This is a genomic window from Phyllobacterium sp. CL33Tsu (assembly GCF_900113985.1).
Classification (GTDB): Bacteria; Pseudomonadota; Alphaproteobacteria; order Rhizobiales; family Rhizobiaceae; genus Phyllobacterium; species Phyllobacterium pellucidum.
Map to the genome: position 1 here is coordinate 18,784 of NZ_FORJ01000006.1, position 26,607 is coordinate 45,390.

Annotated in this window: 27 protein-coding genes; 15 read left to right on the plus strand and 12 right to left on the minus strand. The window is 58.2% G+C overall.

The window, feature by feature from the left end:
- The first annotated feature begins 155 nt into the window (after positions 1-155).
- The gene (locus BM074_RS18715; RefSeq protein ID WP_091924079.1) at positions 156-626 is read left to right on the plus strand and encodes a VOC family protein; all 471 of its coding nucleotides are present in this window, start codon (positions 156-158) and stop codon (positions 624-626) included.
- Positions 627-721: 95 nt separating this feature from the next.
- Here the strand turns inward: BM074_RS18715 and BM074_RS18720 are convergent, their stop codons facing one another.
- The 3 genes from BM074_RS18720 to BM074_RS18730 all read right to left on the minus strand — a co-directional run bounded on the left by BM074_RS18720 (position 722) and on the right by BM074_RS18730 (position 3,834).
- Positions 722-2,050, minus strand: coding sequence for an epoxide hydrolase family protein (locus tag BM074_RS18720; RefSeq protein ID WP_091924080.1), 1,329 nt, complete (start codon positions 2,048-2,050; stop codon positions 722-724).
- A gap of 264 nt (positions 2,051-2,314) precedes the next feature.
- On the minus strand, positions 2,315-3,361 hold the full coding sequence (locus tag BM074_RS18725) for a DUF3095 family protein (protein WP_051615215.1): 1,047 nt from the start codon (positions 3,359-3,361) through the stop codon (positions 2,315-2,317).
- A 77-nt stretch (positions 3,362-3,438) separates the two neighbouring features.
- Positions 3,439-3,834 (minus strand): Ohr family peroxiredoxin, encoded by a 396-nt coding sequence (locus tag BM074_RS18730; protein ID WP_091924082.1) that lies wholly within the window; start codon positions 3,832-3,834, stop codon positions 3,439-3,441.
- A gap of 145 nt (positions 3,835-3,979) precedes the next feature.
- On the opposite strand from BM074_RS18730, the gene BM074_RS18735 reads away from it, so the two are divergent.
- From BM074_RS18735 to BM074_RS18765, 7 genes are all read left to right on the plus strand, one after another.
- A complete protein-coding gene (locus tag BM074_RS18735; protein ID WP_091924084.1) occupies positions 3,980-4,513 on the plus strand; it encodes a MarR family winged helix-turn-helix transcriptional regulator in 534 nt (177 codons plus the stop codon).
- A gap of 115 nt (positions 4,514-4,628) precedes the next feature.
- A complete protein-coding gene (locus BM074_RS18740; protein ID WP_091924085.1) occupies positions 4,629-4,862 on the plus strand; it encodes an AbrB/MazE/SpoVT family DNA-binding domain-containing protein in 234 nt (77 codons plus the stop codon).
- Positions 4,859-5,263, plus strand: a complete 405-nt coding sequence (locus BM074_RS18745; RefSeq protein WP_091924087.1) for a type II toxin-antitoxin system VapC family toxin — start codon at positions 4,859-4,861, stop codon at positions 5,261-5,263. The genes BM074_RS18740 and BM074_RS18745 overlap by 4 nt, the downstream gene beginning before the upstream one ends.
- 125 nt (positions 5,264-5,388) lie before the next feature.
- A complete protein-coding gene (locus BM074_RS18750) occupies positions 5,389-6,144 on the plus strand; it encodes an SDR family oxidoreductase (RefSeq protein ID WP_091924089.1) in 756 nt (251 codons plus the stop codon).
- Positions 6,145-6,214: 70 nt separating this feature from the next.
- Positions 6,215-6,595: a cupin domain-containing protein gene (locus tag BM074_RS18755; protein ID WP_036814922.1), complete on the plus strand. Its 381-nt coding sequence runs from the start codon at positions 6,215-6,217 to the stop codon at positions 6,593-6,595.
- A 48-nt stretch (positions 6,596-6,643) separates the two neighbouring features.
- Entirely contained in the window at positions 6,644-7,912 is a 1,269-nt protein-coding gene (locus BM074_RS18760; RefSeq protein WP_091924091.1) for a cytochrome b, read from the plus strand.
- A 222-nt stretch (positions 7,913-8,134) separates the two neighbouring features.
- Complete coding sequence (locus BM074_RS18765; RefSeq protein WP_027232790.1) at positions 8,135-8,422, plus strand: glycine zipper 2TM domain-containing protein; 288 nt, start codon at positions 8,135-8,137, stop codon at positions 8,420-8,422.
- A gap of 14 nt (positions 8,423-8,436) precedes the next feature.
- Here the strand turns inward: BM074_RS18765 and BM074_RS18770 are convergent, their stop codons facing one another.
- From BM074_RS18770 to BM074_RS18800, 7 genes are read right to left on the minus strand one after another with little or no spacing between them, the layout of a single operon-like run.
- A complete protein-coding gene (locus BM074_RS18770; RefSeq protein WP_091924093.1) occupies positions 8,437-11,517 on the minus strand; it encodes a proton-conducting transporter transmembrane domain-containing protein in 3,081 nt (1,026 codons plus the stop codon).
- Complete coding sequence (locus tag BM074_RS18775) at positions 11,511-11,879, minus strand: sodium:proton antiporter (protein WP_091924094.1); 369 nt, start codon at positions 11,877-11,879, stop codon at positions 11,511-11,513. The genes BM074_RS18770 and BM074_RS18775 overlap by 7 nt, the downstream gene beginning before the upstream one ends.
- Positions 11,880-11,900: 21 nt before the next feature.
- Positions 11,901-12,584 (minus strand): hydrogen gas-evolving membrane-bound hydrogenase subunit E, encoded by a 684-nt coding sequence (gene mbhE, locus BM074_RS18780; protein ID WP_091924096.1) that lies wholly within the window; start codon positions 12,582-12,584, stop codon positions 11,901-11,903.
- Positions 12,581-12,925 carry a monovalent cation/H(+) antiporter subunit G gene (gene mnhG, locus BM074_RS18785; RefSeq protein ID WP_091924098.1) on the minus strand — a complete coding sequence of 115 codons (345 nt, stop codon included), beginning with the start codon at positions 12,923-12,925 and terminating at the stop codon, positions 12,581-12,583. The genes mbhE and mnhG overlap by 4 nt, the downstream gene beginning before the upstream one ends.
- Positions 12,922-13,167, minus strand: coding sequence for a Na(+)/H(+) antiporter subunit B (locus tag BM074_RS18790; RefSeq protein WP_027232785.1), 246 nt, complete (start codon positions 13,165-13,167; stop codon positions 12,922-12,924). Before BM074_RS18790 ends, mnhG begins: the two co-directional genes overlap by 4 nt.
- Positions 13,168-13,171: 4 nt before the next feature.
- Positions 13,172-13,432, minus strand: coding sequence for an MrpF/PhaF family protein (locus BM074_RS18795; protein ID WP_027232784.1), 261 nt, complete (start codon positions 13,430-13,432; stop codon positions 13,172-13,174).
- Entirely contained in the window at positions 13,425-13,958 is a 534-nt protein-coding gene (locus tag BM074_RS18800; protein WP_091924100.1) for a Na+/H+ antiporter subunit E, read from the minus strand. The genes BM074_RS18795 and BM074_RS18800 overlap by 8 nt, the downstream gene beginning before the upstream one ends.
- A gap of 291 nt (positions 13,959-14,249) precedes the next feature.
- Between BM074_RS18800 and BM074_RS18805 the strand changes: the two genes are divergently transcribed.
- Positions 14,250-15,680, plus strand: coding sequence for a basic amino acid/polyamine antiporter (locus BM074_RS18805; protein ID WP_027232782.1), 1,431 nt, complete (start codon positions 14,250-14,252; stop codon positions 15,678-15,680).
- A gap of 60 nt (positions 15,681-15,740) precedes the next feature.
- Here BM074_RS18805 and arcA read toward each other — a convergent pair whose 3' ends face one another.
- Together arcA and BM074_RS18815 are read right to left on the minus strand one after the other, a co-directional pair.
- Positions 15,741-17,003, minus strand: coding sequence for an arginine deiminase (arcA, locus tag BM074_RS18810; RefSeq protein WP_091924101.1), 1,263 nt, complete (start codon positions 17,001-17,003; stop codon positions 15,741-15,743).
- Between the two features lie 20 nt (positions 17,004-17,023).
- Positions 17,024-18,457, minus strand: a complete 1,434-nt coding sequence (locus BM074_RS18815) for a basic amino acid/polyamine antiporter (RefSeq protein ID WP_091924103.1) — start codon at positions 18,455-18,457, stop codon at positions 17,024-17,026.
- 526 nt (positions 18,458-18,983) lie between these two features.
- On the opposite strand from BM074_RS18815, the gene BM074_RS18820 reads away from it, so the two are divergent.
- The 6 genes from BM074_RS18820 to BM074_RS18840 all read left to right on the plus strand — a co-directional run bounded on the left by BM074_RS18820 (position 18,984) and on the right by BM074_RS18840 (position 26,574).
- Positions 18,984-20,096 (plus strand): efflux RND transporter periplasmic adaptor subunit, encoded by a 1,113-nt coding sequence (locus BM074_RS18820; protein ID WP_244532959.1) that lies wholly within the window; start codon positions 18,984-18,986, stop codon positions 20,094-20,096.
- On the plus strand, positions 20,093-23,170 hold the full coding sequence (locus BM074_RS18825; protein WP_091924105.1) for an efflux RND transporter permease subunit: 3,078 nt from the start codon (positions 20,093-20,095) through the stop codon (positions 23,168-23,170). The genes BM074_RS18820 and BM074_RS18825 overlap by 4 nt, the downstream gene beginning before the upstream one ends.
- Positions 23,171-23,464: 294 nt before the next feature.
- Positions 23,465-24,658 carry a helix-turn-helix domain-containing protein gene (locus BM074_RS18830; RefSeq protein WP_228020505.1) on the plus strand — a complete coding sequence of 398 codons (1,194 nt, stop codon included), beginning with the start codon at positions 23,465-23,467 and terminating at the stop codon, positions 24,656-24,658.
- A 25-nt stretch (positions 24,659-24,683) separates the two neighbouring features.
- Positions 24,684-24,809: a hypothetical protein gene (locus BM074_RS23445; RefSeq protein ID WP_280139098.1), complete on the plus strand. Its 126-nt coding sequence runs from the start codon at positions 24,684-24,686 to the stop codon at positions 24,807-24,809.
- Positions 24,810-24,840: 31 nt separating this feature from the next.
- Positions 24,841-25,347 (plus strand): hypothetical protein, encoded by a 507-nt coding sequence (locus BM074_RS18835; RefSeq protein ID WP_091924107.1) that lies wholly within the window; start codon positions 24,841-24,843, stop codon positions 25,345-25,347.
- Between the two features lie 72 nt (positions 25,348-25,419).
- Positions 25,420-26,574 carry an alpha/beta hydrolase gene (locus BM074_RS18840; RefSeq protein WP_244532961.1) on the plus strand — a complete coding sequence of 385 codons (1,155 nt, stop codon included), beginning with the start codon at positions 25,420-25,422 and terminating at the stop codon, positions 26,572-26,574.
- Positions 26,575-26,607: the final 33 nt, after the last annotated feature.

Genomic DNA, 26,607 nt, shown 5'->3' on the forward strand with positions numbered 1-26,607 from the left:
GCGTTCGCATCAACCGGACAGTTGACGCGGACAACGGTATCGTGCCCACGTGGGGCCATACCAAACTTTCGTTCGATTTTTTGCGTGGGAACTGTCGGTATGGAAGCTCCAACTTCGTCCTACTGACAGAAGTCCATTCAACAGGAGGTTACACGATGAAGGTTACGCAACATCTTTGGTTCGAGAAAGACATGGAGGCGGCAGTCCGCTTCTACACCTCGCTGATTGGCGGCTCTTCCGTCGAATGGGTCTCGACCATTCCGGCAGATACGCCAAGCGGACCGGCGGGGAGCGTTAAACTCGCAGGCTTTACCCTCGGCGATCAGCGCTACATGGCTATCGAAGCCGGACCGCTCGATCCGTTCAATCACAGTTTTTCGATCATCGTCGAGTGCGAGACGCAAGGCGAGATCGACCGCCTGTGGGGAGCATTGCAGGAGGGAGGCTCGACGGAGCAATGCGGATGGTTGCGCGATCGCTGGGGTCTGTCCTGGCAAATCACGCCAAAACGTCTCGGTGAATTGATGAGCGACCCGGACCCGGCGAAGGCCAAGCGTGTCACCGAGGCCATGCTCAAGATGAAGAAATTCGACATTGCCGGACTGGAAGCTGCAGCAAAGGGCTGAACCTCCAGGAAAAGCCGAGGCATCGACGGAACTCTTCCAAGACTTCGCGGCACAATGGGGCGGCCGCACATTGCCGCCGCCCCGTTGATTGCTGGTTAGCGCAGCGACTGGAGCCCCGTTCTAAGTTCGGTAGTGAACAGCGCCGGCTGTTCCCAGGCGGCGAAGTGGCCGCCCTTGTCGAGCTTGTTGTAATGGATCAGCTTGGGATAGGCCTTCTCCACCCAACTACGCGGCGCCGTATAGATCTCGTCGGGGAAAGCACTTACCGCTACCGGGATGGTGACGTTCTTCGGCGCGAAGAATGGAAGCTTGTTTTCCCAATAGAGACGAGCCGAAGATACGCCCGTATTCGTCAGCCAGTAGAGCGTAATGTTGTCGAGAATGTCGTCTCGCGTAAGGCCCTCGGTTTTACCGTCGAAGATGCGCGTGATGAGTTCATAACTGCGGATGTCGTGATCGAGTATCCAGGCGGCGAGACCGACGGGCGAATCCTCAATCGCATAAAGGGTCTGGGGTCGGTTCCCCATCTCCTGCGCGTAAGCCAGCCCATGCTTGTAGAAGAAGGCAAGCTGGGCATAGGCATTCTTCTCTTCAGGCGAGAGTCCCTCGGGAGGCGCCGCTCCTGCGAAAGCCGCCTTATCGATCTCAGGCGGAACTGCGCCGGCCATATTGGTATGAATGCCGATCAGTTCCGGCGGCGCCTGCACGCCCATCTGATCGACAATTAGCGCGCCCCAATCACCGCCCTGCGCGACAAATTTCGTGTAGCCGAGGCGCTTCATCAACGCGGTCCAGGCGGCTGCGATGCGGACGGCGTCCCAGCCTGTAGTGGTCGGCTTACCGGAAAAGCCGTAGCCGGGCATCGACGGTATGACGACATGAAAGGCGTCCTTTTCGGTGCCGCCGTATGCTGTCGGATTTGTGAGCGGGTCAATGATCTTCAATTGCTCGATGATCGAGCCGGGCCACCCATGTGTGACGATGAGCGGCAATGCGTTCTCATGTTTAGAACGGGCGTGGATAAAGTGAATCTCCAGCCCGTCAATCTCGGTTGTAAACTGCGGCAAGGCGTTGAGCCGGGCCTCGACTTTGCGCCAGTCGTAATCCGTTCCCCAATAGCCGGCGAGTGCCTTGATCGTCGCGAGTTGCACACCTTGTGTTGCATCCGTCACCACTTCTTGCGGCGGCAGTTTGGTAGCGGCGATGCGTCGACGCAGATCTTCGAGTTGGGCGTCCGGAATGTTCACCGTGAACGGGCGGATTTCTTCCGTCGCGGCCATAGCGTCCGGTCCGGCAAAAAGGCTCGCCGTGGTTGCAGCCGCAATCCCCAGTGAGACAGTGCTCAAGAATTCGCGCCGGCTTTGTCGGATAGGTCTGACCGCCGGCACTGATGAATGCTCGTTGGGATATTCTATGTCTGTCATTGTAGTGCTCCCGTTGGTCGGGCCCAAACAGAGAGACATGTCCTGCAGGTGATACGCTTAAGGGTACGCCGGTAGCATCTCATGCACTCTGTAGATGTGGCCCGTGCGAAAAACACCACGCCGCGATGCCAACAACAGGAGTGAACGGCGTGCGTGCGGTACCGATGATCCTTTCCAAACATACCCCGGACAAGTACGTTACGGTAACATCGTTTGCCTTGGCGCTTGATCGACGCACCGCTGGCACTCGTCCCAGCCCGGTGACTAACCCCTGCCCGACGTTGGCGTTTCACGGCGCTCAGTTGCTTCCAGCATCTGCGCCGCCTTGGTATAGCCACCGCCCAATCCGTCCAGGAAATGCAGGTGCGAATTGGGCTGTCCCGATGGTACCAGACAGGTCATCAGGGCATGCGACTGTCGATGCAATCCGAAGTTGATTTCGCCGCGCGCCCTTGCCTCGATGAGCAAGGCTTCCACTGTCTCGATTTGTTCGGTTGTGCAATCCAGCGTCAGGCGCAACCCATCGTCAAACTTGCGGAAATCCGAATTGGAGGCGATCTCCGCCCACATTTTCGCATCGATGTATTTCTTGCTGTCCCTTGGGATGCCTATCTCCTCGGGAAGCGGATGAGAACGGCGCGAACCGGTATCGAAGACTGCAAGGACCGCTCGCGCGACCTTGGCGAAGGCTTCGGGGTGCGTGTTTTCCGACGGCTCTACCAGAAGTGACAGGATCTCCCCTCGCCGACTGGGAAAGGGTGTCCAGTCGCAGGTAAGCCCAGACAGGTCAGGCTTAGTCTTGTCTGTACCCTGCTCGACGAGAAAACGCCCGCTCTTTATTTGCTGCTCGGCCCATTTTACCCCGCCTCCGGCAAACATCGCATAGGTGGCCTGTTCCGACGCCGCGTAGCGGGCAATTCTGACATCGCGTCCAGCGGCGCGAATGTCTCCAATGGGCACGAGGCCAGTTCGCAACCTGAGATTGAGATCGCTTTGCGCAAATGTTGAGACCTGCCGCATTACCGATGTTGCGATCCTATGGCCGTGTGGCGGCAATGCGAAAGCGGCTCCGTCGCCCCGAAACACAAACGGAAAATCGAACGACCCCCAAGCATTTCCGAGCGCGGCTATGATTGTCGCCCCGGCGTAGTTTACGTCTTCATATCGCCCTGACCCGATCGCAGAGGTTGAATCGATGACGTCCGTTATTCCGATGATCCAATCGTCCGGCAAAGCCTCATAGATGGCGGGGTCCAGCACGCGCGAAAACTCGCTGTAGGCCGGGCTTGACCTTCCATAGTCATCGATCATCGAACGCGCTCCTGTTGGGATGTCACTTTTACCAAAGTGGTCGGCCCGCCATGTTTGAACAGACCGGCCGATCTGCCTCATAGGAGTTTGGTCGCGACTTCAATATTGCCGTGCACCGCCTTGGAATACGGGCAAATCGTATGAGCCGCTTCGAGCAACTCTTCGGCTAGAGCGCGGTCGATTCCCGGCACGCTTACATTGAGTCGCGCCCGGAGAAAATAGGAGCCCTCGTCGACATTCAGGTCGATTTCGGCGTCAACTTCCGTCGCTGCTGGAAGCTTGATATTCCTTTGGGCGGCGGCGACCTCGATCGCTCCCATGTAGCAAGCGGACCAAGCGGCGCCGAACAGATTTTCGGCGGCTGGATGCGGCTGCGGAACCTTGAGGTCCAGCTTGCCGTCGCTGCTGCGCGTGCTGCCGTCGCGCCCGCTCGTGTTATGCGTCTTTCCAGTAAAAAGGAGCTTCTCGGTCATCGTCAAATCCTCGCGTTACTATCTCGTATCCGATCCTTTCGGATGCGATGTAAATAGTCAGATGCAAACGTAATGTCAATACAGTTGCGATTTAATCGTATGCGATCTATATAGGATCAATCCAAATTATGTCCCAGGAGGCGTCATGTCTGTTTCGAAAGCCATAGGCACCGACTTAACCGCGCCCTCTTCCACGGTGCCCGCCAACGAGCGTCGACAGCTGTCGAATTTTCTGTGTTTCGCAGTTTACTCGGCAAATTTGGCGTTTGGCCGTGCATACAAACCCATTCTCGACAAGCTTGGCCTGACCTATACCCAGTATATCGCTCTGGTCGCGCTTTCTGAAGGGGACGATCTGACCGTTGGCGCGCTTGGTGAGAAATTATTTCTCGAATCCAATACGCTGACGCCCATTCTCAAGAAACTCGAGACAACAGGCTATCTGCAACGTCGCCGCGATCCAGCGGACGAACGGCAGGTGCGCGTGAGCCTACTGCCTGCCGGACGGAAACTTCTCGATAAGATTCCTGCCGCGTCGGTTGTTGACGCCACCGGACTTGGTGAGGATTTTCCAGAAGTGCAGAAATCGGTGACGAAACTGCGCGACAACCTTTTGCGGGCGACGCAAGGCCGCAGCGGCAGGGCGTCAGCGGACGATGACCGTAAATCCGGCACATAGAGTGTTATGTCGATGATCCGCACGTGGCGCGTGGCGCCATAGGCTCCACTGACCGCTTGAATCCCCTGCCCAAAAGTAATACCTTCTACGACAAGAGCATTACCAGAGGCACAGAATGACCACCACCGTGACGACGAAAGGGCAAGTGACAATCCCCAAGCCCGTGCGCGACTTCCTGGGAATCGGGCCGGGCAGCAAGGTCGATTTTCACCGGGCGGTCGATGGCAGCGTCGTGATTACCCGCGCCGACAACAAGCAGCCAAAGAGCCGTTTTGGGAGTCTGCGCGGCCACGCTGGCGCCGGTCTCGATACGGATGCGATCCTCGCCCTCACCCGCGGTGAGAAGTGATCCTCGTTGATACCAATGTGTTGCTCGATCTTGTCACCAACTACCCGAAATGGGCCGACTGGTCGATCGCGCAGTTGGAGGCCGCGTCGTTGCGGGGCCCCCTTCTGATAAACGACGTTGTCTACGCCGAACTTGCGGTTCGCTACAATCGCATCGAACACCTCGACGCGTTCATTGATGAGGCCGGACTGGAAATAATACCGATCCCGAGAGAAGCACTCTTCCTTGCCGGTAAAGTCTTCATGCAATATCGCAAGGCAGGTGGGGCCCGCACAGGCGTGCTGCCTGACTTTTTCATAGGAGCCCAGGCAGCCGTCGCCCGGTTGACTTTGCTTACGCGTGACGTCGGACGATACCGTACCTACTTTCCAACTCTGACGCTGGTGACACCCGGCAGCTAGATCACTCCTATAATTTGGCATGATGCTGCTAACCAATGCGGTTAGGTCGCTACGCCCCGCGTATTATAGAATGATTTTGTCTCTCCATTCATTGTCGAAAACGCCGACAACGAAGGAGATAGGTTATGAAGATTGTCATTATTGGTGGGACCGGGCTCATCGGGTCGAAGACCGCGCTACGCCTGCGCAACAAGGGACACGAGGTGCTCGCCGTGTCACCAAACACCGGTGTGAACACCATCACAGGTGAAGGCCTGGCGGAAGCGCTCGTCGGCGCCGAAGTCGTCGTCGACCTGGCAAACGCGCCTTCATGGGAAGACAAGGCTGTGCTTGAATTCTTCGAAACGTCGGGCCGCAACCTTCTCGCCGCCGCAGCCAAGGCCGGCGTAAAGCACCACGTCGCCCTGTCGATCGTCGGAACGGAGCGGCTGCCCGAAAATGGCTATTTCAGGGCCAAACTTGCCCAGGAAAAACTCATCAAGGAATCGCCAATTCCATACACGATCGTCCATTCCACCCAGTTTTTTGAATTCCTGAAGGGCATCGCCGATGAGGCGACAGTCGGCACCGTCGCTCGTCTTTCTCCTGCTGCTTTCCAGCCCATCGCCTCGGACGACGTTGCCGATGTGATGGCCGATGTCGCCACCGGCAAGCCCCTCAACGGAACGATGGAAATTGCAGGGCCCGAGCGCGCGCCCATGAACGCGATCATTGCCCGTTATCTGCGAGCCGCCAACGATCCTCGAACGGTCGAGGCAGACGTGCATGCGCGCTATTTTGGGTCTGAACTCAACGACCAGTCGATCGTGCCTGGCGATGGTGCACGGATCGGCAAGATCACCTTCCAAGACTGGTTCCGCCAGGCTCAACAGCCGAAGTAAGCCACCCATCTATTTGCGTTCAACAACCTAAGGGATCACGACAATGAAATCAGCTTTGTTGAGGCTATTTGTGTCCGCCGCCATTTGTCTCGTTGGCACCTTGCCGTCGATCGCCGCTGGCGACACTGCAAAAGTCACGCCGCTCATGAAAAAGGACCTCCCGAACTATCCCGGCAAGGAGGGCTTGATGATCTCGGTCGAATATGGCCCGGGAGGCTCATCACCTATTCACAAACACGAAGCAAACGCGTTCGTCTATGTGCTCGAGGGTTCAATCGTGATGCAGGTCAAGGGAGAAAAGGAAGTCACCGTATCGCCGGGCGAGACCTTTTACGAGAGTCCTGACGACATTCACCTGATCAGCCGCAATGCCAGCAAGACCAAACCGGCGAAATTCATCGTCGTGCTGCTGAAGAAAAAGGATGCCCCGGTTGTCATGCCGGTGAAATAAACTACGCGAGACACAACGCTGAAAGTTAAGGCAACGGGGAGAAATGCGATGCGGGGTGTGGGTTCGCCGTATACGCCAAAGACAGGCATCGAGCGCTGGCTGGATGCCCGGATGCCGCTGCCCCGGCTGGTGTACGATTCGTTCATCGTCTACCCTGTCCCGCGCAATCTGAACTACGCCTATTCCTTCGGCGGCATTCTCACGGTCATGCTGGTTTCGCAGATCCTGACCGGCGTCGTCCTGGCGATGCATTATGCTCCCAATACTGTACTGGCCTTCGATTCAGTCGAAAAGATCATGCGTGACGTGAATTCCGGCTGGCTGTTGCGCTATCTGCATTCGAACGGTGCGTCGTTCTTCTTCATCGCAGTCTATATCCACATCGGTAGGGGTCTTTACTATGGCTCCTTCAAGTCGCCGCGCGAGCTTCTGTGGGTCCTCGGCTGCACCAACTTCCTGTTGATGATGGCGACGGCCTTCATGGGCTACGTGCTGCCCTGGGGACAGATGTCGTTCTGGGGCGCTACCGTCATCACCAACTTCTTCACGGCCATACCGGTAGCAGGCCAGTGGATACAGCAACTGTTGTTGGGAGGTTTCGCAGTCGACAATCCGACGCTCAACCGCTTCTTTGCGCTGCACTACTTGCTGCCATTCATGCTTGTCGGCGTGGTGACCTTGCATATCTGGGCATTGCATGTGGTCGGCCAAAACAATCCGATCGGCGTTGATGTCAAGTCGAGCGCCGACGTCGTTGACTTCACGCCCCATGCAACGGTTAAGGACGCGCTTGGAATTGTCGTTTTCTCGCTCGTACTGGCCTATTTCGTCTTCTATATGCCGAACTTTCTCGGCCATCCTGACAATTACACGGTTGCCGAACCACTGAAGACGCCGGCACACATCGTGCCTGAATGGTACTTCCTCCCGTTCTACGCCATCTTGCGTGCCATCACGTTCAGCATTGGACCGATCGATTCCAAGCTCGGCGGCGTATTGGCCATGTTTGCCGCCATCGCCGTGCTGTTTTTCGTACCGTGGCTCGATACGTCAAAGGTGCGCTCGGCGGTGTACCGTCCTTGGTACAGGCTGTTCTTTGCACTCTTCGTCGCCAACGGCCTCTTCCTCGGCTGGCTGGGCTCACGGCCGCCGGAAGGCGTTTACGTCATCCTGTCCCAGTTCGCGACGCTCTACTATTTCGCATTCTTCATCGTCATCATGCCGCTGCTGGGGCTCGTCGAGACACCGCGTCGACTGCCAAATTCGATAACCGAAGCTGTCCTCGAGCCAACAAGGCAGGCAGCAGAACGGGACTGAAGATATAAATCTCAATAGACCTTGGCGATGCGCCAACCCGGGCGCATGTCGTGGGCGGCTGGCCTGTCAAGCTTACGGTGACTTTGCCAAGAATCCGTAGACTAGGCCTGGCGTCCATTTCTTCGGTATGCGTGGCTCGGGGAAAGCGATCCTTGTTGACGTTGGCGCTTCCTGAACATTGAACTCACTGGCGAGCGAAACGAATTTGTCGAGGAGGTCGTCATGAAATCGTTTAATGTGGCCATTCTTGTTGTAAGCGCAACTGCACTGCTTTCGGCCTGTGCCACGAACGAACAGGATCGCCGTGCAGGAACTGGCGCGGTGGTCGGTGCGGGCGTCGGCGCCGTTGCCGGCCAAGCCATCGGCAACAATACGCGCAGCACCGTGGGTGGCGCTGCTGGTGGTGCCCTCCTTGGCGCTGTCGTCGGTACAGCATCGACGCCGAGCCAGGACCGGAGCAAGTGCCGTTATCGGCGCAGCGACGGCACGATCTTCATCGCGCCCTGCTGAGCGCAGATCGGCCGCTAACGGCCGATCGTCCCGACCGCAATAATGACGATGACATACCAAAGGACGCATAGGCAGTAGGTCTGGCCGTTTCCGGTATAGACCTTTCTGACCCAGTCCGCGGCGCCTAGCGTCAACGCCGACACACCGCGCCAGAATGTGATCGCGACCGGCTTCAGCACGCGCGCAAGCGTCGGCTGATAGAATGCGTAAAAGACCGCGACGCCCGTCGTCGGGGTCCTGCGGTAGCCGTATACGTAGCGCAGCCAGACCACGAAGAAGAGGACAGTGGCAAGCCCGACCGTTATCGCCATGACAGGTAGCGGATTCCAGTAACCGTAAATGGTTTCGAGCGACATGCCTTCCCACACCAGCGTCGATGCAAATGTCGGGTCGATCGCCGCCGATACTGGCTCCATGAAGATCTTCGGGAAAAAGGTCAAAGCCAGTATGGCTGCGACCAACACATACTGCGGGATAAGCAACGCCAGGGGCGCTTCCTGAACAGCTTCAAGTCCGCCCTTTCGCTCCCCGAGAAAAACCGAATAGGCCAGGCGGAACATGTAGAGGAAGCCGACGAACGTCGCGACGACGGCCATCGCTGCCAGTCCGTACCAGCCCTTTTCCACCAGAGCGCTGAGCAGCAGCCATTTTCCACCGAAACCCGCAAGCGGCGGCAGGCCTGACATGGAGATGAGAGCCGTGGCGACGGCCGCAAAAGTGAAAGGCATGTTGCGCACCAATCCGCCGCTTCCATCGATCAGGCGCGTTCCGGTTCGCAGGATGATGCCGGCTACAGCGAGGAATAAAATACCTTTCACCATCAGGTGGTTGGCGACGAGATAAAGCGCTGTGACCCAGCCGAGATGGCTCATCAATGCGATGGCAGTGACAATATAGCCGAGCTGACTCATGCTCGAATAGGCCAGCATGCGTTTCACGTCATTCTGCTGCAACGCCATTAGAGCGCCGAATACGGTTGTCAGCAGGCCGACCCAACCCACGACATGCGCCATGTCGAGCCCGATCTGCGAGCGAATGGCGAGATATGTGACTGAAAACAGTCCAAAGATGGCGACCTTGCTGACGACAGCTGACAACATCGCCGAAAGGTCGTCGTCGGCTTCCGCATAGGCGCCCGGTAGCCATACATGAACACCAGCAGCACCCGCCTTGATGAGGAAGCCGATTGCCAGCAGCACGAAAGCCGGCCAGGCATCCTTTCCGGCTGCGCCAACTGCAGCAAGATCCATCGTACCATTGGCGGCAGCGGCAATGGCGAAGCCAGTGAGCAGGCAGAAGGCCGAGGCAATGGAGAACAACAGGTATGGCAGCGCGTAAGCACGTGCGCCGCGGGCGATCAGGAAATAGGACGCGAGCGTGATCATCTCCCAGCTGAAGAAAAATTCGAGGCTGGTTTTCGTCCGCAGAAGCGCTGCGATGGAAAGCAGCAGGAGCGCCATGAGTGGAAAGTAACCTTGGCGAGGATCGGCGCGATAAAGACTTGCCGCAGCGACGACCAAACCGCCTGCAAGGAGCAGAATCGCAAACAGCCGGCTTATGCCCACTGCGGGAGAAATGATCCAGGCGCTAACGACAAGAACGAGGACGAGCATCAACACGGATTTCAATCGGCCCGGAAGCCGGTCGAGCAGACAGAGAAAGCCCGCCCCGCAAAGCGGCGCAAACATCCAGAGGGAGGCGGCACCCGAAAGGCTTGCCGCGATATAGCCGGAAACGCAGAGAAGCAGGGCACACATTCCCGCCGGTACGAGATGACCGGGCGAGACGTCCACCATCTCCACTTCCGGCGCGGCGCGGGTCGCCTGCTTGAACCAGCGGAACATATACGCGATCTCGAAAAGCGACCCGACCAGAATGACGGCGATCCATCCATACTGCCCGGCATTGGCCACTCTCATGACCAGTTCCCATTTGGACCAGAACCCTGGAAAAGGCGGAAGGCCGCCAATGGCAAGGAGCAGCATGGCGAAGACCAGCAGAAGTAGCGGACGTCCGGCGATGGCAGCCCAGCCATTGACCTTATCCCGGTCGACAGCGCCCGCGAGAAAGAAGAGACCGGCCTTTGCAAAGAGGTGATTGACGAAGAGACCGCCGACCACGAGCGGCATCGACGCGTCGGAGCCAAGCTGCCGCATCAGCGCAAGCGCGAGGGTCAACAATCCCATTTGTGCGATGGACGAATAGCCGAGGATGCGCTGAACATTCGTCTGGCGTAGCCCTGCAAGGTTGGAGAACAGAAACGTGGCGCCGCCCGAAACCGCAATGATTGTGAGAAAATTGTCAAAAAGCGGCAGCAGTTTGAACAGGGCAAAGAACACGCCTGCCGAAACCACACCGGAAACGAGCGCTGCAATGCCGCTCGACGCTGACTCGTACACATCGAGGCCCCAGCCATTGGCTGGAAACGGCTTCAATTCGATAAGAAGGCAGGCGAGCACGAGCAGAAGTGCCGTCGTTCCGATCGGGCCCGCTATCTGGTCACGGTGAACGATCAGGTCATCGATGTTGAGTGTGCCGGTCACATGATAAAGCAGCACGGTGCCAAGCAGGAAAAAGGTCGATGCAAGCACAGTCGCCAGAATGTATTTGAAGCCGGCGGCGAGCGCGGCGGGGGTCCCGTCGAAGCCCAAGAGGCCATAGGTCGCGATCGATACAATTTCCAGGAACACGAATAAGTTGAACAGATCGCGCGTCATCACCATGCCGTTCACGCCCATGATCAGGAGCAGAAAGAGCAACAGGGCTGCGTAACTTTGACGGAGCTGGCCCCACAGATGCCAGGCAGCCAGAAGCCCGACAATGTTGATGCTGAAGGCACAGATGGCTTCCCAAGGGCCAATGCGTAGATTGATCGAATAGGGTGGCACATTGCCGGCCGTAAAACTCTCCAGCGCAGGCTGACCATGATAAACCGCCCACAGGCAGGCAGCGCTGATGGCTGTCATCCCAACAAGTGCAAGGCCGAAAGCGACCGCGGGCAAAGGCTTGGCGATCCGGTAAAGCAGCGGGATAAGAAAGCTGCCGCCAAGGCCGAACAGGAAAATGTTCAGCGGTTGCAACAAGGCCTCTACCATTTCGACTCCGTGAAGGCGTCGATATCAAGCGTCTTCTTTGCATCGTACAGGCGTATCGCAAAGGATAGCATGATCGCAGTGACGGAAAAGCCGATGACGATGGCGGTGACAACAAGCGCGGATGGAACAGGATCCACAGCGTTCGCCGCAGCGTGTGCCTTTTCCAATGCGGCATCGATGATTGGCGCAGTACCCCCGGTCACATATCCGGTTGCCACCATGACGATGTGAATGCCGGTGTCGATCAGCGAAAACCCGATGATGATGCGCAGGATATTGCGGTGGGCAAAGATTCCCCAAAATCCGATCAGGATCAAAAGGAACCCCGTAACGAGCAAGATTTGCGAAACCGGCAGTCCCATCAACGTACCTCGCCTGCCATGTCAGCTTCGGAACCGATCGATAACGACACTCAGTTCCGCGCCGACCTTGATGCCAAGCAGTGCCGATATCAGCGGGATCGCCCCAGCGCTGAGGAACGTGCCGAATTTGCCGAGCGGGAGAATGTGGCTGTCAAGAAATCCACGAGCAAAAACAATGCCGAGCACGCCGATCGAGACATAAATTACGCCTGCCAGCGACTCCGTCACGCTGAGGAAGCCGTGATGGAGTTGGCTGGCCGGGCTCGCCAGCATCAGCAACATGACGCCGGATGCCACCACGGCGCCACCTTGAAAACCACCGCCCGCTGAAAGATGCCCGTTCATGATCACATAGGCGCCGAAGAGGAAAATGAGCGGCAGGATCACTTCAGCTCCGGTGCGAACGAGCTCGCTCGGTTCGCGCCCTCCGGCACTTGGCGCATCTTGGCCAGTCTTGCTTTTGAGGAGCACGCCAACACTCGCAGCCACCATGAAAAGTACGGCCACTTCCCCGAGCGTGTCGAAGCCACGATAGGTGATCAGGATCCCGGTCACCACATTCGACGCACCAAGTTCGCGCGGGACCTGCGTGAGATAATATGCAGCAAGCGGCGATATTGTCTGGCGTTCTGTATATCCTTTAATCAGGCCGAAAAAGATCACCCCGAACATGATGACAGCGAGAATGGCGAAGCTTCGTTTCATTGGGCGCCCTTCCCTTTCCGATCGTTTTCCGCGTCACGCAATGCGTCGGTGAAGGTCGACGCTGCCATTGGAATGCCGATCCTGTGCGCGGCACGCGAAAGTGCGTGGGATGACAGGGGATTCGTCATCAGCACGAAATAGGCAACGATCAGCAGCTTCAGGCTCCAATCGGGGTGGTACAAGCCCAGCCCGACAAGAACGAGAATGTTGCCGAGTGTCGACGCCTTGGTGCCGGCCTGTATACGGGTGAAAGCATCGGGCATGCGCAAAAGACCGAGCCCGGCGGAAAACAGAAAGAATGCACCGGCAAGGATTATGATACTGGCGATCAGTTCCATCATGGCTCTTTCCCGCCATTGGTCTTGCGCATCGTATAGAGGAAGATCAGGGTCGCCAGTCCAGAACCGATCGCCGCCTCTGCCATTGCCACGTCGGGAGCCGCGAGCAATACGTACGAGACGGCGGCAAACAGGCTGGCGAGGCCCGCGCTGATCATCGCGGCGAGCAGGTTGCTGAGCCAAACGGCAAGGACGCCGCTCACAAGGATGCCGGCACAAACGAGGATCACCAGAAGTTCCAGCATGGCGCTACGACCTCCGCTCGAGGTAACGCGCGATTGCAAGGACTGCAAGAAAGCTGAGAAGACCATAGACGAGCGCCACGTCGATATAGACGAAACGGCCCGACAAGTGGGCGTAAAGGGCGATAAGCGAGATTGAGACAACCGTCAGCATGTCGATGGCAACGACCCTGTCGACGATCGTGCGCCCGATGACGAGCCGGATGATACCGCATGTGATGCTCAGGAAGATCAGGGCACCGGCAATCTTCAGGATGATATCAGCCAAAGACCGCTCCCAGATGTTTCTCGAAGGGCGCTGCGATCATTTCAGTCGCAAGCCCTGGATCGACGGTCTTGACGTCCAGCCAGTGAATGAAAATCACATCGTCTTGGATATCCATGACCAGGGAGCCGGGAGTGAGCGCAATTGAGTTGGCAAGAGCCAGACGTCCTATCGGCGATTTGAGCCCCGTATTGATCTTGACGATGCCGGGGTGAATGTCGATGCGCGGCGAATAAACATAGCGCAGCATATTCAAATTGGCCTTCACCAACTCCACAAAGAAAACACCGGTATAGGCAATGAAATGGACCACGCTTTTCGGGGTCAGTATCACCTGCCACCAGGTGCCGCTGCGACGCATGAAGATCCAGTCGATGACGAGTGCGATCACGGCGCCAGTGAGGACGACCGGAAGCTCGATACTGGCATTCATGATCAGCCAAAGCGCAAACAGCAGCAGCCAGAGGCTGATCGAGCCCAAGGGCGAAGGTGCGACGCCATTGTGAGCAGTCCCACGGTCTGAAGCCATCGAAGCGACCCTCGTAGAAAATCGGGATGATGCAACAAGCTGGCAGTAGGTATGCCACGCATTAACCGGTTCTATTATAAGCGAATTTCTAGGAAGAATGCTTTCGAATTGTTGCTGGCTTTTTGGTTTTTATTTGCCGGAGGGACTGCTTTTGTTCTGGCGAATAGTATCCGGTGCAAAGGTTTGGGACTGGATGCCAATCACACCATCGCGGCCGAAAGTTAAAGTGGTTGCGGGGTCGCCTGGCGGCCGGCACGATTCGGCGAAATCAGCATCTGCTTGTGGGGCGAAATGACATCGACATCCGAGACAAAATTCTCCGTATGGGCACTGATGGCCATGGTGGTCGGATCGATGGTCGGCGCCGGCATCTTCTCCCTGCCCCAGGGCTTCGGCCGCGTCACAGGGCCTTTCGGCGCACTGATCGCCTGGTCGATCGCCGGCGTCGGAATGCTCATGCTGGCCTTCGTGTTCCAGGTCCTTTCCCGCCGTAAACCGGACCTTGATGCCGGCATCTACGCATATGCCAAGGCCGGCTTCGGCAATTATCTCGGCTTCCTGTCGGCCCTCGGCTACTGGTCGGCAGCCTGCCTCGGCAATGTTTCGTATTTCGTGCTGATCAAATCGACGCTCGGCCTGTTCTTTCCGGTCTTCGGCGATGGCAATACGGTCATCGCTGTTGTCGCCTCATCCGTCATTCTGTGGAGTTTTCACACGCTGATCCTGAAGGGTGTGAAGGGGGCGGCATCGATCAATACGATCGTCACCTTCGCCAAGATCATACCGATCCTTCTATTCATCGTCTTCGTCATCTACGGCTTCAAGGCAGACGTGTTTGCCCTCAATTTCTGGGGCGGCGAAGACGTCAGTTTCAGCAACATCGCCAGTCAGGTGCGCGGCACTATGTTGGTAACGGTCTTCGTGTTCGTCGGCATCGAAGGCGCAAGCGTTTATTCCCGCTACGCGCGCAACCGCAACGATGTAGGCGTGGCCACGGTTGTTGGCTTCCTCGGCGTGCTTTGCCTTCTCGTCCTCGTTACCATCCTGTCCTATGGCGTGATGTTGCGCACCGATCTTGCCCAGTTGCGCAACCCGTCCATGGCGGGCGTGCTCGAGGCGGTGGTCGGACCCTGGGGCGCGATTTTCGTCAGCTTCGGCCTGCTGATTTCGGTTCTTGGCGCGTACCTGTCGTGGGTGCTTCTTGCCGCAGAAATTCTCTTCTCGGCCTCCAAATACGAGACGATGCCGCGGTTTCTCTCCCATGAAAACAAGAATGGAGTGCCGTCGCATGCACTCTGGCTGACCAATATCATTGTGCAGTCGTTTCTGATCATCACGCTTTTCACTGAATATGCGTTTCGCCTCGCGATCGAATTGACGAGTTCGATGATCCTCATCCCCTATCTGCTCGTGGCAGCCTATGGGTTCAAGCTTGCCTGGACAGGCGAAACCTATGACCGCGATCCCGCCGGCCACCGGACTGACCTGATCAGGGGCTTGGTTGCGCTCATCTATACTTCAGGTCTCATCTATGCCGCCGGCGCCAAGCATCTTCTGCTCTCGCTTGTACTCTACGGCCCGGGCACGATCCTTTTCATCATGGCGCGGCGCGAGCAGGGCAGGAAGGTCTTTACACCAACAGAAATGATCATGTTCGCCATTGCGGCTCTCGGGGCGGCTATCGCGATTTTCGGCATCGCCACGGGACGCATCACCATCTGAACCAATTAAAAAATGGGCCGCTCCAAGCGGCCCCAGGGATAGTTCCGATAAGTCCGGCAATCAGTAGTCGACGGGATCGCGGGCGATCGGGCAGGTCATACAATGGCCGCCACCCCGGCCACGGCCAAGTTCGGCGCCGCTGATGGTGATTACTTCGATGCCTTCCTTGCGCAGCAAGGTATTGGTGTAGGTGTTGCGGTCATAGGCATAAACGACACCCGGCGAAGCGCAAACGAGATTGGCGCCGCTGTCCCACTGCGTGCGTTCACGCATATAGTCGTTGCCGCCCGTCTCGACGACGCGCATTTTCGTGAGGCCGAGCGCATCGCGTACGGTCTCAACGAACGTACCCTTGTCTTTGTGAAGTTCGACAGTTCCTTCCTTGTCACCAGGGCGATAGGAGAAAGCGTCGATACCATTGACGATATCCGGATAGAGCAGAACGCAATCGCGGTCGGCAAAGGTGAACACCGTATCAAGATGCATTGCTGCCCGCAGCTTCGGCATGGCCGCTACGATCACGCGTTCGGCGGCACCTTTTTCGAAAAGCTTGGCCGCGAGTTGGCTGATAGCCTGGCGTGAGGTGCGCTCGCTCATGCCGATAAGAACATTGCCCTTGCCGATGGGCATGACGTCGCCGCCTTCGAGCGTGGCGAGACCCCAATCCTCAGTCGGATCGCCCCACCAGACATTGACCTTGCCGGCAAAGCTCGGATGGAACTTGTAGATCGAGGTCGTAAGAATCGTCTCCTCATGGCGCGCAGGCCAGTAGAGCGGGTTCAAGGTAACGCCGCCATAGATCCAGCACGTCGTATCACGGGTATAAAGCGTATTGGGCAGCGGCGGCAGCAGATACTCATTGACGCCTGCAGCGTCCCTGACAAGCTTCAGCATCTCGCCGCCGTGGGTCTCGGGAAACTCATAGGTGGAAAGGCCGCCGATGAGGGTCTCGGCCAGTTCGCGGTTGGAAAGTCCCTCGAGATAGCTGCGGATCTCGTCCACCAAGCCCAACCCAACCTGATTGACGACAACCTGATTGTCAAGAATCCACTTCTTGCCTTCAGGAACCGCCACGGTTTCGGTAAGGAGATTATGCATTTCCAGCACTTCGATACCGCGATCGCGCATCTTGGTGATGAAATCGAAGTGATCGCGCTTGGCGGTATCGACCCAGAGCACGTCGTCGAAGAGCAAACTGTCGCAATTGCTGGGTGTCAGCCTTTGATGCGCCCGCCCCGGTGCGCATACCATGACCTTACGCAGCTGCCCGACCTCGGAATGGACGCCGAAGTCGCTGGATTGAGTATTTGGAGAAGCCGACATGTTGTACCTCCCGAGGTAGCTTAAATTGTGATGTAGCCGGATATGAGCCCGATCAGCGCCGCGACGCAGCCGATTGCTGCGGCAGCGAAAATCAGCCAATCGACAGTTGTGTTAAATATTGGCTTGCCGCGCTCACGGCGGGCCCAGAAATAGAGAATGGTTCCCGGCGCGTAGAGCAGCGCCGAAAGGAGTACGAATTTCAGTCCGCCCGCCGCAATCATGAACAGGGTGTAGACAGCGGCAACGCCGGCAATGATCAGATCGCGCTGGCGCTCCTCAGGCTTCTTTTCGTAGGTCTCCCCTCGCCGCGCCAGCATGACGCCATAGGCGGCCACGAAGAGATAGGGTATCAGCGACATGGCGCTGGTCAGGCTCAGCATCAGCGCGAAGGCGTCCCGAGACCAGTAGGTGCTGATGACGAAAAGCTGAACCACGATGTTCGTCAGCCACAACGCAGCCGCAGGAACCTTGTTTGAATTCTCGGTCCCGAACACCCTTGGCATGTCTTCCTTCTGCGCGGCGATGTAGAGAACTTCCGCACAGACCAGCGACCAGGCGAGGTAGGCGCCGAGCACCGAAATGATCACGCCGACGCTGATAAAAATCGCCCCCCAGTGGCCGACGACGGCTTCGAGAACGCCGGCCATCGAGGGCTGTCCCAGAGCCGCGATATCAGCGCGGGCCATGACCGAATAGGGGAGCAGCGACACCAGCACCATAAGCGTGGTGACGCCGATGAAGCCGAGGATGGTGGCTGTACCGACATCCGACCGTTTTGACGCGTAACGCGAATAGTTGCTCGCGCCTTCGATACCGAGGAACACGAAGACGGTGACCAGCATCGTCGCCCGCACCTGATCGAAGATGTGCGATTCCGGCATGCCGACGCCGCCCCAGAAGTTGGCGCTGAACATATCGCCCTTGAACATGACGATCAGAATCAGAATGAAGGTGAGGATGGGCACGATCTTCGCGACGGTGACCACCGTGTTGATGAACGCGGCCTGCTGGACGCCTCTCAGGATCGTAAAATGAAACAGCCAGATGCCGATCGATGCGACGACGATGGCGACCACCGTATTGCCATCTCCGAAGACCGGGAAGAACAGTCCGAGCGTGGACTTGATCAGCACCCAGTAGGAGACGTTGCCGATGCAGCTGCCGATCCAGTAACCGAACGCCGACAGGAAGCCCGGATAATCGCCGAAGCCCGCCTTGGCATAGGCGAAGACACCAGCATCGAGTTCGGGCTTGCGCTCTGCAAGCGACTGGAAAACGCGGGCAAGCATATACATGCCGGTCCCGGCAATGCACCAGGCGATGATCGCCCCGAAGGGACCCGTTGCGTTACCAAACGTGCGCGGTAGCGAGAAAATGCCGGCGCCCACCATCGACCCCACGACCATGGCAGTCAGCGCGAACAATGAGAACTTTTGAGTAGAACCTGAGGCCATGATTTACCCCCCAAGAATTGGTCAGGTTAGGGGAGCGCAAGGTGTGGCTCCGGCAAAGATTATAGGAGGTTTCAATTCTCTATGTGATCAGCACAGAATCCCACAAATAGGCTGCGCGTCTCTAATTTTGCTACCGTGCGCAGCTACGTCGGAGTATTGCGGACAAACGCCAGCAAATGCGATGGCGACAAAACAAGGATCCCAGCTTCAATGTGCCGGTTTCTGTCGCGCCCGGCATTAACCGACGCAATGCAGCGCCTTTAAATCCCTGATCTTCATGCAAACTTCCGGTGGGCGAAAATCCCGCATGGTACTAGGCGACGCTGAGTACTTAACGAGCGCGCGTTAACGCCGACCATGGCGGACAATAGCTGGAGGCCGCTTCTTGCACTGCGGAAATTGGGATTCCGGGCGGGCATTTGGGATTTCTGACCAATCACAAACGATTGGCAGACGTTATAGTCGAATTGCCCCGCAGACGTATGCTTTGTCCCAATTCACGAGAGCTTCCTGGAGTCCATGAGAAATGCTGGTTTCAGTGAATAAATCGATGCGAAGGGTGCGCGCGCTGGGCGCGTTCATGGGCCTTCTGATGGCAGGTCCAATGCTTGCAGGATGCCGGGATGAAGCCAAGGATGAGCCTCCGGTCATTCGCCCCGTGCGAACGGTCACGGTTGAGCAGCGCAAGCTTGGCGACAGCGTTAGCCTTACCGGACATGTCGAGGCCGAGAACCAGGTCTCCTTCGCGTTTCGCCTTGGCGGCCGCATGATCGAACGCCTTGCCAATGTCGGTGATCCGGTCGAACCCGGGAAGATTCTCGCCCGCATGGACCCGCAAAATGAAATCAGCGCGCTGCGCACCGCACAGGCGACCCTCGTCGCCGCCGAGGGGCAACTCGTCAAGACGAGCAATGCATTCGCACGGCAGGAAACGCTGCTGAGACAGGGCTTCACCACCCGCGCGCAATATGATGCGGCACAGCAGGCGATGCGCGCGGCGCAATCGCAGGTCGACAGTTCGCAGGCGCAGCTGGAAAATGCCGAGGATCGCGTGGGCTTCACCGAGCTCTACGCAGATGCGGCGGGCACCGTGACCGCTGTCGGCGCCGAGCCCGGCGAGGTCGTCCAGGCGGGGCAAATGGTGCTGCAGGTTGCGCGCCAAGATGGACGCGATGCGATATTCGACGTGCCGGCTCAGCTGCTGCGACAGGCGCACGACACAGCGATTGTCGAGGTTGCGCTGACTGACGATCCGACGGTAAAGGCCACCGGACGAGTGCGCGAAGTGGCGCCGCAGGCCGATCCGACGACGCGGACCTTCAGGGTGCGCGTCGGCCTCAGTGACACGCCCGCTGCCATGCGGCTTGGATCGACCGTGACGGGCCGTGTGACGGTTGATTCATCTCCTGAGATCGCGATACCGGCGACGGCCCTGACCAAGTTCAACAGCCAGCCTGCGGTCTGGATTGTCGATCAGGACAAGAAGACCGTGTCGACGCGCAATGTCGAAGTGGTTCGCTTCGATCCCGCCACTGTCATCATTTCGCAGGGCCTCACCCCCGGTGAGGTCGTCGTGACAGCCGGAGTCCAGGCCTTGCATGACGGCCAGGAAGTGCGTCTGCTCGGATCCACCCAATGAACGGCTTCAATCTCTCCGCCTGGGCGCTGAGGAGCCGCTCGCTCGTGATCTATGCGATGATTGCCGTCGTCGTTGCCGGCGTATTCGCCTTCATCAATCTTGGCCGCAACGAGGATCCAGCCTTTACCATCAAGACCATGGTCGTCAGGGCCGGCTGGCCCGGGGCAACCCTTGACGATACGCTGAAACAGGTGACCGAACGGCTCGAGCGCAAGCTGCAGGAGATACCCGAAGTCGATTTCCTGCGCAGCTTTACCAATGCGGGCGTCACGACCATCTTCGTCAACCTCAAGGACGCAACCACGGCGGCCGAAGTTCCCGATGTCTGGTATCAGGTACGAAAGAGCATCGGCGACATTCGCCCGACCCTGCCGGCGGGTATCGTCGGCCCCGGATTCGACGATGATTTCGGCGATACATTCGGCATCATCTACGGTTTCACGGCGGACGGCTTTACCCAGCGCGAACTCGCCGACTATGCCGATGAGGCGCGCTCGCGCCTGCTGCATGTGCCGGACGTATCCAAGATCGACGTGCTCGGGGCACAGCCTGAACGCATCTTCATCGAGTTTTCCACCGAACAGATGGCCGGCCTCGGCATCGACAGGACCGCCGTGATCGCCGCCTTGCAGGCGCAAAATGTGGTCAGCCCTTCGGGTACCCTGCGAACCGCCGACGAGCGCTTGAGCCTGCGCGTCAGCGGCGCCTTTGATTCCGAAGAGGACCTTCGCAACCTGAATTTCGTCGCAAATGGCAGGCTGATCCGGCTGCGCGACATTGCCGAAATTCACCGCGCCTATGCGGACCCGCCGCAGCCGATGTTCCGGGTGAACGGCAAGCCTGCCATGGGTCTTGCGATTTCGATGCGCGAAGGCGGCGATATTCTCGCACTCGGCCACAACATTACCGCGGCGATGAAAGAGATCACCGCCAACATGCCGATCGGCATCGAAACGACGCTCGTCGCCAATCAACCGCAGGTGGTCGACGACGCAATCGGGGAGTTCACGGAATCGCTCTGGCAGGCGATCGTCATCATAATGGCCGTCAGTTTCATCAGCTTGGGCATACGGGCCGGAACCGTCGTCGCCCTCGCGATACCGCTATCGCTGGCGATGGTCTTTGCGGTGATGCAGATCCTCGGGATCGATCTGCAGCGCGTCTCCCTGGGCGCCCTGATCATCGCGCTCAGCCTGCTCGTCGACGATGCCATGACGACGGTCGATTCCATGACGACGCGGCTCGCACTCGGCGATGAAAAGGAAGAGGCCGCGAGCTTCACGTTCCGGACGCTCGCTGCCGCCATGCTGGCCGGCACCCTGGTCACCGCAACCGGCTTCGTGCCGATCGGCTTTGCGCGCAGTTCCGCCGGCGAATATACATTCTCGATCTTTGCGGTCGTGAGTATCGCACTGGTCGTTTCCTGGCTTGGCGCCGTAATCTTCTCTCCGCTCCTCGGCGTTGCGCTGCTGAAGAAGCCCGACAAGATCGAGACGGGAAAGCCCTCCATCATTCTTCGCTTCTTCCGCAGCCTGCTTGTCGGCGCGCTGCGTATGCGCTGGTTGACGATCGGCATCACGCTTGCATGTTTCGTGCTCGCCCTTTTGGCGCTGCCGCTGGTGCCGCGGCAGTTCTTTCCTTCGTCCGACCGTCCCGAACTGCTTGTCGATATAAGGCTGCCGCAGAACGCGTCCATCGAGGCGAGCCAAAAGGCATCGGACCAACTTGACGCGCTCCTCAGGGACGATCCGGACGTGGCACATTGGAGCACCAATGTCGGGCGCGGCGCCATCCGCTTCTACCTGCCGCTCAACGTCGAATTGCCCAATGAATTTTTCTCGCAAGCGGTTGTCGTTGCGAAGGACGTTCCGGGCCGTGAGCGGCTCCGCGCGCGACTTGAACAGGAATTGGCTGAAAAGGTGCCAAGCGCCATTTCGCGTGTCTCGCTGCTCGAACTCGGTCCGCCAGTTGGTTGGCCGGTGCAATATCGCGTGAGCGGCCCTGATGCCAACGAGGTCCGCGAGATCGCTCAGCGTCTGGCACGGGTCATGGGCGCCAATTCGCAGCTCAACCGCATCAATTTCGACTGGATCGAACCCGCCCGCTCCATCCGCGTCCATATCGATCAGGATCAGGCGCGCCTCCTAGGCCTGAGTTCGCAGGCGCTGGCGACGGCGCTCAATACCGTCGTGTCCGGAATGGCGGTCACGCAGGTGCGCGACGATATCTATCTGGTCGACGTCGTCGTGCGCTCGACCGACGAGCAGCGCGTATCGCTCGACAATCTGCGCACGCTGCAGTTCCCGCTTCCCAATGGCCGTACGGTACCGCTCAGCCAGTTCGCGACCTTTGAAGTCGACCAGGAGTTCCCGGTGATCTGGCGGCGCGACCGCGTGCCGACACTCACCGTGCAGGCGGATGTGACGGCGGGCGGTTCGCCAGAGGCGATCGTCCAGGCAATGGAACCGGAAATCGACAAACTCAACGCCACCTTGCCGGTCCCATATCGCATTGTCGCAGGCGGCACCGTGGAGGAAAGCGCCAAGTCGCAGGCGTCCGTGATTGCCGTTGTACCGATCATGCTGTTCCTGATGATCACCATACTCATGGTGCAACTGAAGAGCTTCAGCCGCCTGTTCCTGGTGATGAGCGTTGTTCCGATGGGATTGATCGGTGTCGTCGGTTCGCTCTTCATCTTCAACCGGCCCTTAGGCTTTGTCGCCATTCTTGGTATCCTGTCGCTGCTCGGGCTTATCGCCAAGAATGCCGTCATACTCATCGAACAGATCGAGACGGAGCGGGCCAAGGGAACGGACGTGTGGAATGCCGTCATCGACGCCACCGTGTCGCGCTTCCGCCCTATCATGCTCACCGCGATATCCACCGTGCTCGGCATGATTCCGATAGCCTGGACCATCTTCTGGGGACCGATGGCAATTGCGATTATGGGCGGCTTGCTGGTGGCGACCGTTCTTACCTTGATCTTCCTGCCGGCCCTCTACGTGGCCTCGTTCCGCGTCAAGGAACCGACAACCGATCAGCCTTCTCGCCAACCTGCCCCAAGCCCAGCATAGATCGCATGAAAGGATGCGGTCATGGATGGCCGTATTGTGGTCGGCAAAGTTCTTTGACAACTCCGGCAAAGCTTTGGCTAACAACCGACACTTGTCGGGAGGAGATCGTCAGTCGTGCAACCCGTTTGGTAACAGTTACGTACTGAACAGACGATAAGGGTTGTGTCATACTATTCAAGACGAGCATTCGTAACTGCGTGATTTGTCACTTCGGGGAATTTTTGGGGTAGCAATGCCAGCATTTTCTTCAGCAAGAACGGATCGAACCAGTTTGCCCGGTACGGACAGTGATGCATGGGCAAAGGTTTTCACCCTACCGTTGCGGCGCATGGTGACGGCATGAACGCGCATGATCACACCACACCGTCTGAAGCGTCGCTTGATCACAACTTTGCGCAAGCGGCCGCCATATCTCCCATCGACTGCCCCCCATTGCCTTCAAAGCGGTCTTCCTATCCTTCGACGATACCCGCGTTCAAGTTCGACACCCGGGTCGTGCCGCTTGACGATCAATATGACTCCTGGCGCAAGAGTTTCTCCTCCATGCTGGAGTTCGGCGACCGCAGGGACACGTCGAACGGCTTTGACGGCAGGCAAACCGTCTGGGATCTCGGCAATCTCGCCTTTTCCAGGATCAGAACCAACGCACTCGAATTTGCGAGCGTTCCCGGTCATACGCGGCGGGAAGCGCTCGATCACTGGACAATGACACTTCCGCTCGACGGAGCGATAAGCACCCTCGGTCCGGCGGGCAGTTTTGCAGGCGGCGCGGGCATCGTGCAGATCCATTCGCTCGGACGTTGGTTCGAAGGCAATGTAACGGACAGCGATATGCTGATGCTTTTCGTCCCGCGTGACTTCGACCCGGACGTCGCCCACGCGCTCAGCGCGGCTGAGTTTTCCTCCGTCGATACAGCGATGGGCAGGCTGCTCGCCGACTACTTCATGGGGCTGGCCAAGCGGCTGCCGGGGGTCGAGGCGGAGAATATTCCAGAACTGGTGGGCGCGACGCGCGCGATGATCAGAGCTTGCGTCATGCCTTCGCCCGGCACAATCGAGGAGGCGCAGGCGCCTATCACGCGCGTTCTACTCGAAAAGGCGCGCAGTATCGTAAACGCCAGATTGTTTGATCCGTCATTCAATGCCGAAGCACTGCGGCGCGATCTCGCAATCTCCCGGACCGGGCTTTACCGGATGTTCGAACCTTTCGGCGGCGTGATGCATTACGTTCAGCACCAACGGCTTCTCGATGCGCATGCGGCACTGGCGGATCCGAATGACAAACGCCGCATCGTCGAAATTGCCGAGCAGCGTTGCTTCAGCGACGGCGCGGAATTCAGCCGGGCATTCAAGCGGGAATTCGGTTACACACCCACGGAGGTGCGCGCCGGACGCAAGAGCGGGATCCCGCGCAGGTCGGCAAGCGAAATCACCAGTGCTGCTCCCGAAGAACGCCTCGGTCTTCTCCTGCGCAAGCTCCACGGTTGATCTGCAACAATTGATGAGGTTTTCGATGCGTCATGAAGATGTGGATGAACGGTTGAGAAAACTCGGCGTGAATGTCGGCCCCTTCACCTTCACCGTATTGTTTCTGATCGGCGTCATCGTTGCGGCGGGTCTTGGCTGGCTCCTGTACTAGTCTCGCCTGCTGGCTGGAGGTATTGACTACGATGTTCGATAGCGACGACTGGAAACTGGCGATTGAGGATACGCGGTTTCGGCAAAATGCCATCGTCGCCCTCATTCATTCGAGCAACAATCAGGCCTTGGGACTTCTGCGGCTGTTTTCCGTCATCGCCCTTGCCACCGCGACCGGGGCGGTTACGTCACTTGCCGCAGGCGAATTCTCGCCGGCGGTTGGCTGGGAGCTTGCATCCCTGACATTGGTTCTTGTCTGGTCGTCATGGCAGTGTTTCCGGGCCCTCGAAGTCGGGGATATCGACCTGCCGGGTCGGGATGCCGAATTCTGGTTGCGTGCGGCGGATGCGGGAGACGACCGGCCTGCCTTTTCGCGCCACTATCTCGAAGGGTTCAGGGAACGCTACCGGACCAACCGCAGGGTAAGCGAGCGTCAGGCACGCGCGCTGAGGAGAGCAAAACTTGGAGGAATAATTGCGCCCCTCATCGGCATCGCCGTGGGCTTGATCCTCGCCTTCTTCCAAATAAACTATGCTTGAACTCTCGCGCGCTCACTGTGTCATGGTCGTGATGGCGAATTGGATACCCACTCAGTGCTCAGTCGAAGCGTATTGATCCTCCGCGCAATCCTGCTGATGCTCGTCGCCGGCGGTATTACGGCATGCGCCTCGCCGGCGCGCGGTGTTCTTGCGCCCGTGGCCGCGCCATCGCCCGACACTGCAAAGGTCGATATCCTTGTGGCCACGACCCGCGCGCCCACGACGCAGAAGGGGGTCTTCTTCAGCGGCGAGCGCGGCAGCGATTTGAGCCTGGCCAATGTCGTGGTTTCAATTCCGCCGAACCGTCAACCCGGTACAATTCAGTGGCCGCGCCGGCTTCCTGGCGATCCTGAGCGGAGTTTTGTAACGACAGCGGTGAACCCGATCAAGATCGGAGATATTCGTACCTGGTACCGATCGCATGCAGTAAGCGACAGGCGCGTATTGATCTTCGTTCATGGCTTCAACACCCGGTTCGAGGATTCGGTGTTTCGCTTCGCGCAGATTGTTCACGACTCGCGCGCGGAGGTCACGCCGGTCTTGTTTTCCTGGCCATCGCGCGGGGCTCTGCTGGATTACAATTACGATCGGGAAAGTACCAATTTTTCTCGCTCCGAACTGGTCTATGTCATTCAGCAGGCGGTAAAAAGCCCCGATGTCTCCGAAATCACGATTGTCGGGCATTCGATGGGCAGCTGGCCGGTGATGGAAGCACTGCGCGATATATCAATGCAGAACAAGCGTATATCGCCCAAAATCACCGACGTCATCCTTGCCTCGCCGGATCTCGATATCGACGTTTTCCGCAAGCAGCTCACGGATATCGGCCAGGAACGGCCGCATATCTCGATATTCGTTTCGGCAAACGACAGGGCGCTGCGCCTTTCTAGGTTAATATCCGGCCAGGTCACGCGCGTTGGGGGCGTGGATCTTACCGACGTGGCCTACAAGGCCCAGCTTGAAAAGGCGACCGGGATTACGGTCTATGACCTTACTCAACTGCGCGACGGCGACAGTCTCAACCACACCCAGTTTGCAACGAGCCCCGAGGTCGTCCGCCTCTTCGGCGAACGACTGTTGCGAGGACAATCGCTTTCCGATGCCGATCCGAATGCCTCCGGAAATTTCGGCGCCACTGCAATTGAGGCCGGCCAGACCATCGGCACCGTGACAGGCGCTGCGCTGAGCGCGCCCATCCGCATTTTCGAGAGCGCCGTGCGTCGCTGATACGCGGCTATCCGCTGTGGGTAGCTTAATTCG

What these genes read in the sequence shown, in the direction of transcription:
- mnhG (WP_091924098.1), bottom strand. Translation starts at nt 12,925, where the DNA reads ATGATGGAACTGATCGCCAGTATCATAATCCTTGCCGGTGCATTCTTT.
- BM074_RS18750 (WP_091924089.1), top strand. Translation starts at nt 5,389, where the DNA reads ATGAAGATTGTCATTATTGGTGGGACCGGGCTCATCGGGTCGAAGACC.
- BM074_RS18790 (WP_027232785.1), bottom strand. Translation starts at nt 13,167, where the DNA reads ATGCTGGAACTTCTGGTGATCCTCGTTTGTGCCGGCATCCTTGTGAGC.
- BM074_RS18800 (WP_091924100.1), bottom strand. Translation starts at nt 13,958, where the DNA reads ATGGCTTCAGACCGTGGGACTGCTCACAATGGCGTCGCACCTTCGCCC.
- BM074_RS18825 (WP_091924105.1), top strand. Translation starts at nt 20,093, where the DNA reads ATGAACGGCTTCAATCTCTCCGCCTGGGCGCTGAGGAGCCGCTCGCTC.
- BM074_RS18830 (WP_228020505.1), top strand. Translation starts at nt 23,465, where the DNA reads ATGGGCAAAGGTTTTCACCCTACCGTTGCGGCGCATGGTGACGGCATG.
- BM074_RS18735 (WP_091924084.1), top strand. Translation starts at nt 3,980, where the DNA reads ATGTCTGTTTCGAAAGCCATAGGCACCGACTTAACCGCGCCCTCTTCC.
- BM074_RS18765 (WP_027232790.1), top strand. Translation starts at nt 8,135, where the DNA reads ATGAAATCGTTTAATGTGGCCATTCTTGTTGTAAGCGCAACTGCACTG.
- BM074_RS18820 (WP_244532959.1), top strand. Translation starts at nt 18,984, where the DNA reads ATGCTGGTTTCAGTGAATAAATCGATGCGAAGGGTGCGCGCGCTGGGC.
- BM074_RS18835 (WP_091924107.1), top strand. Translation starts at nt 24,841, where the DNA reads ATGTTCGATAGCGACGACTGGAAACTGGCGATTGAGGATACGCGGTTT.
- BM074_RS18730 (WP_091924082.1), bottom strand. Translation starts at nt 3,834, where the DNA reads ATGACCGAGAAGCTCCTTTTTACTGGAAAGACGCATAACACGAGCGGG.
- BM074_RS18805 (WP_027232782.1), top strand. Translation starts at nt 14,250, where the DNA reads ATGACATCGACATCCGAGACAAAATTCTCCGTATGGGCACTGATGGCC.
- arcA (WP_091924101.1), bottom strand. Translation starts at nt 17,003, where the DNA reads ATGTCGGCTTCTCCAAATACTCAATCCAGCGACTTCGGCGTCCATTCC.
- BM074_RS23445 (WP_280139098.1), top strand. Translation starts at nt 24,684, where the DNA reads ATGCGTCATGAAGATGTGGATGAACGGTTGAGAAAACTCGGCGTGAAT.
- BM074_RS18740 (WP_091924085.1), top strand. Translation starts at nt 4,629, where the DNA reads ATGACCACCACCGTGACGACGAAAGGGCAAGTGACAATCCCCAAGCCC.
- BM074_RS18720 (WP_091924080.1), bottom strand. Translation starts at nt 2,050, where the DNA reads ATGACAGACATAGAATATCCCAACGAGCATTCATCAGTGCCGGCGGTC.
- BM074_RS18715 (WP_091924079.1), top strand. Translation starts at nt 156, where the DNA reads ATGAAGGTTACGCAACATCTTTGGTTCGAGAAAGACATGGAGGCGGCA.
- BM074_RS18770 (WP_091924093.1), bottom strand. Translation starts at nt 11,517, where the DNA reads ATGGTAGAGGCCTTGTTGCAACCGCTGAACATTTTCCTGTTCGGCCTT.
- BM074_RS18760 (WP_091924091.1), top strand. Translation starts at nt 6,644, where the DNA reads ATGCGGGGTGTGGGTTCGCCGTATACGCCAAAGACAGGCATCGAGCGC.
- BM074_RS18725 (WP_051615215.1), bottom strand. Translation starts at nt 3,361, where the DNA reads ATGATCGATGACTATGGAAGGTCAAGCCCGGCCTACAGCGAGTTTTCG.
- BM074_RS18775 (WP_091924094.1), bottom strand. Translation starts at nt 11,879, where the DNA reads ATGGGACTGCCGGTTTCGCAAATCTTGCTCGTTACGGGGTTCCTTTTG.
- mbhE (WP_091924096.1), bottom strand. Translation starts at nt 12,584, where the DNA reads ATGAAACGAAGCTTCGCCATTCTCGCTGTCATCATGTTCGGGGTGATC.
- BM074_RS18815 (WP_091924103.1), bottom strand. Translation starts at nt 18,457, where the DNA reads ATGGCCTCAGGTTCTACTCAAAAGTTCTCATTGTTCGCGCTGACTGCC.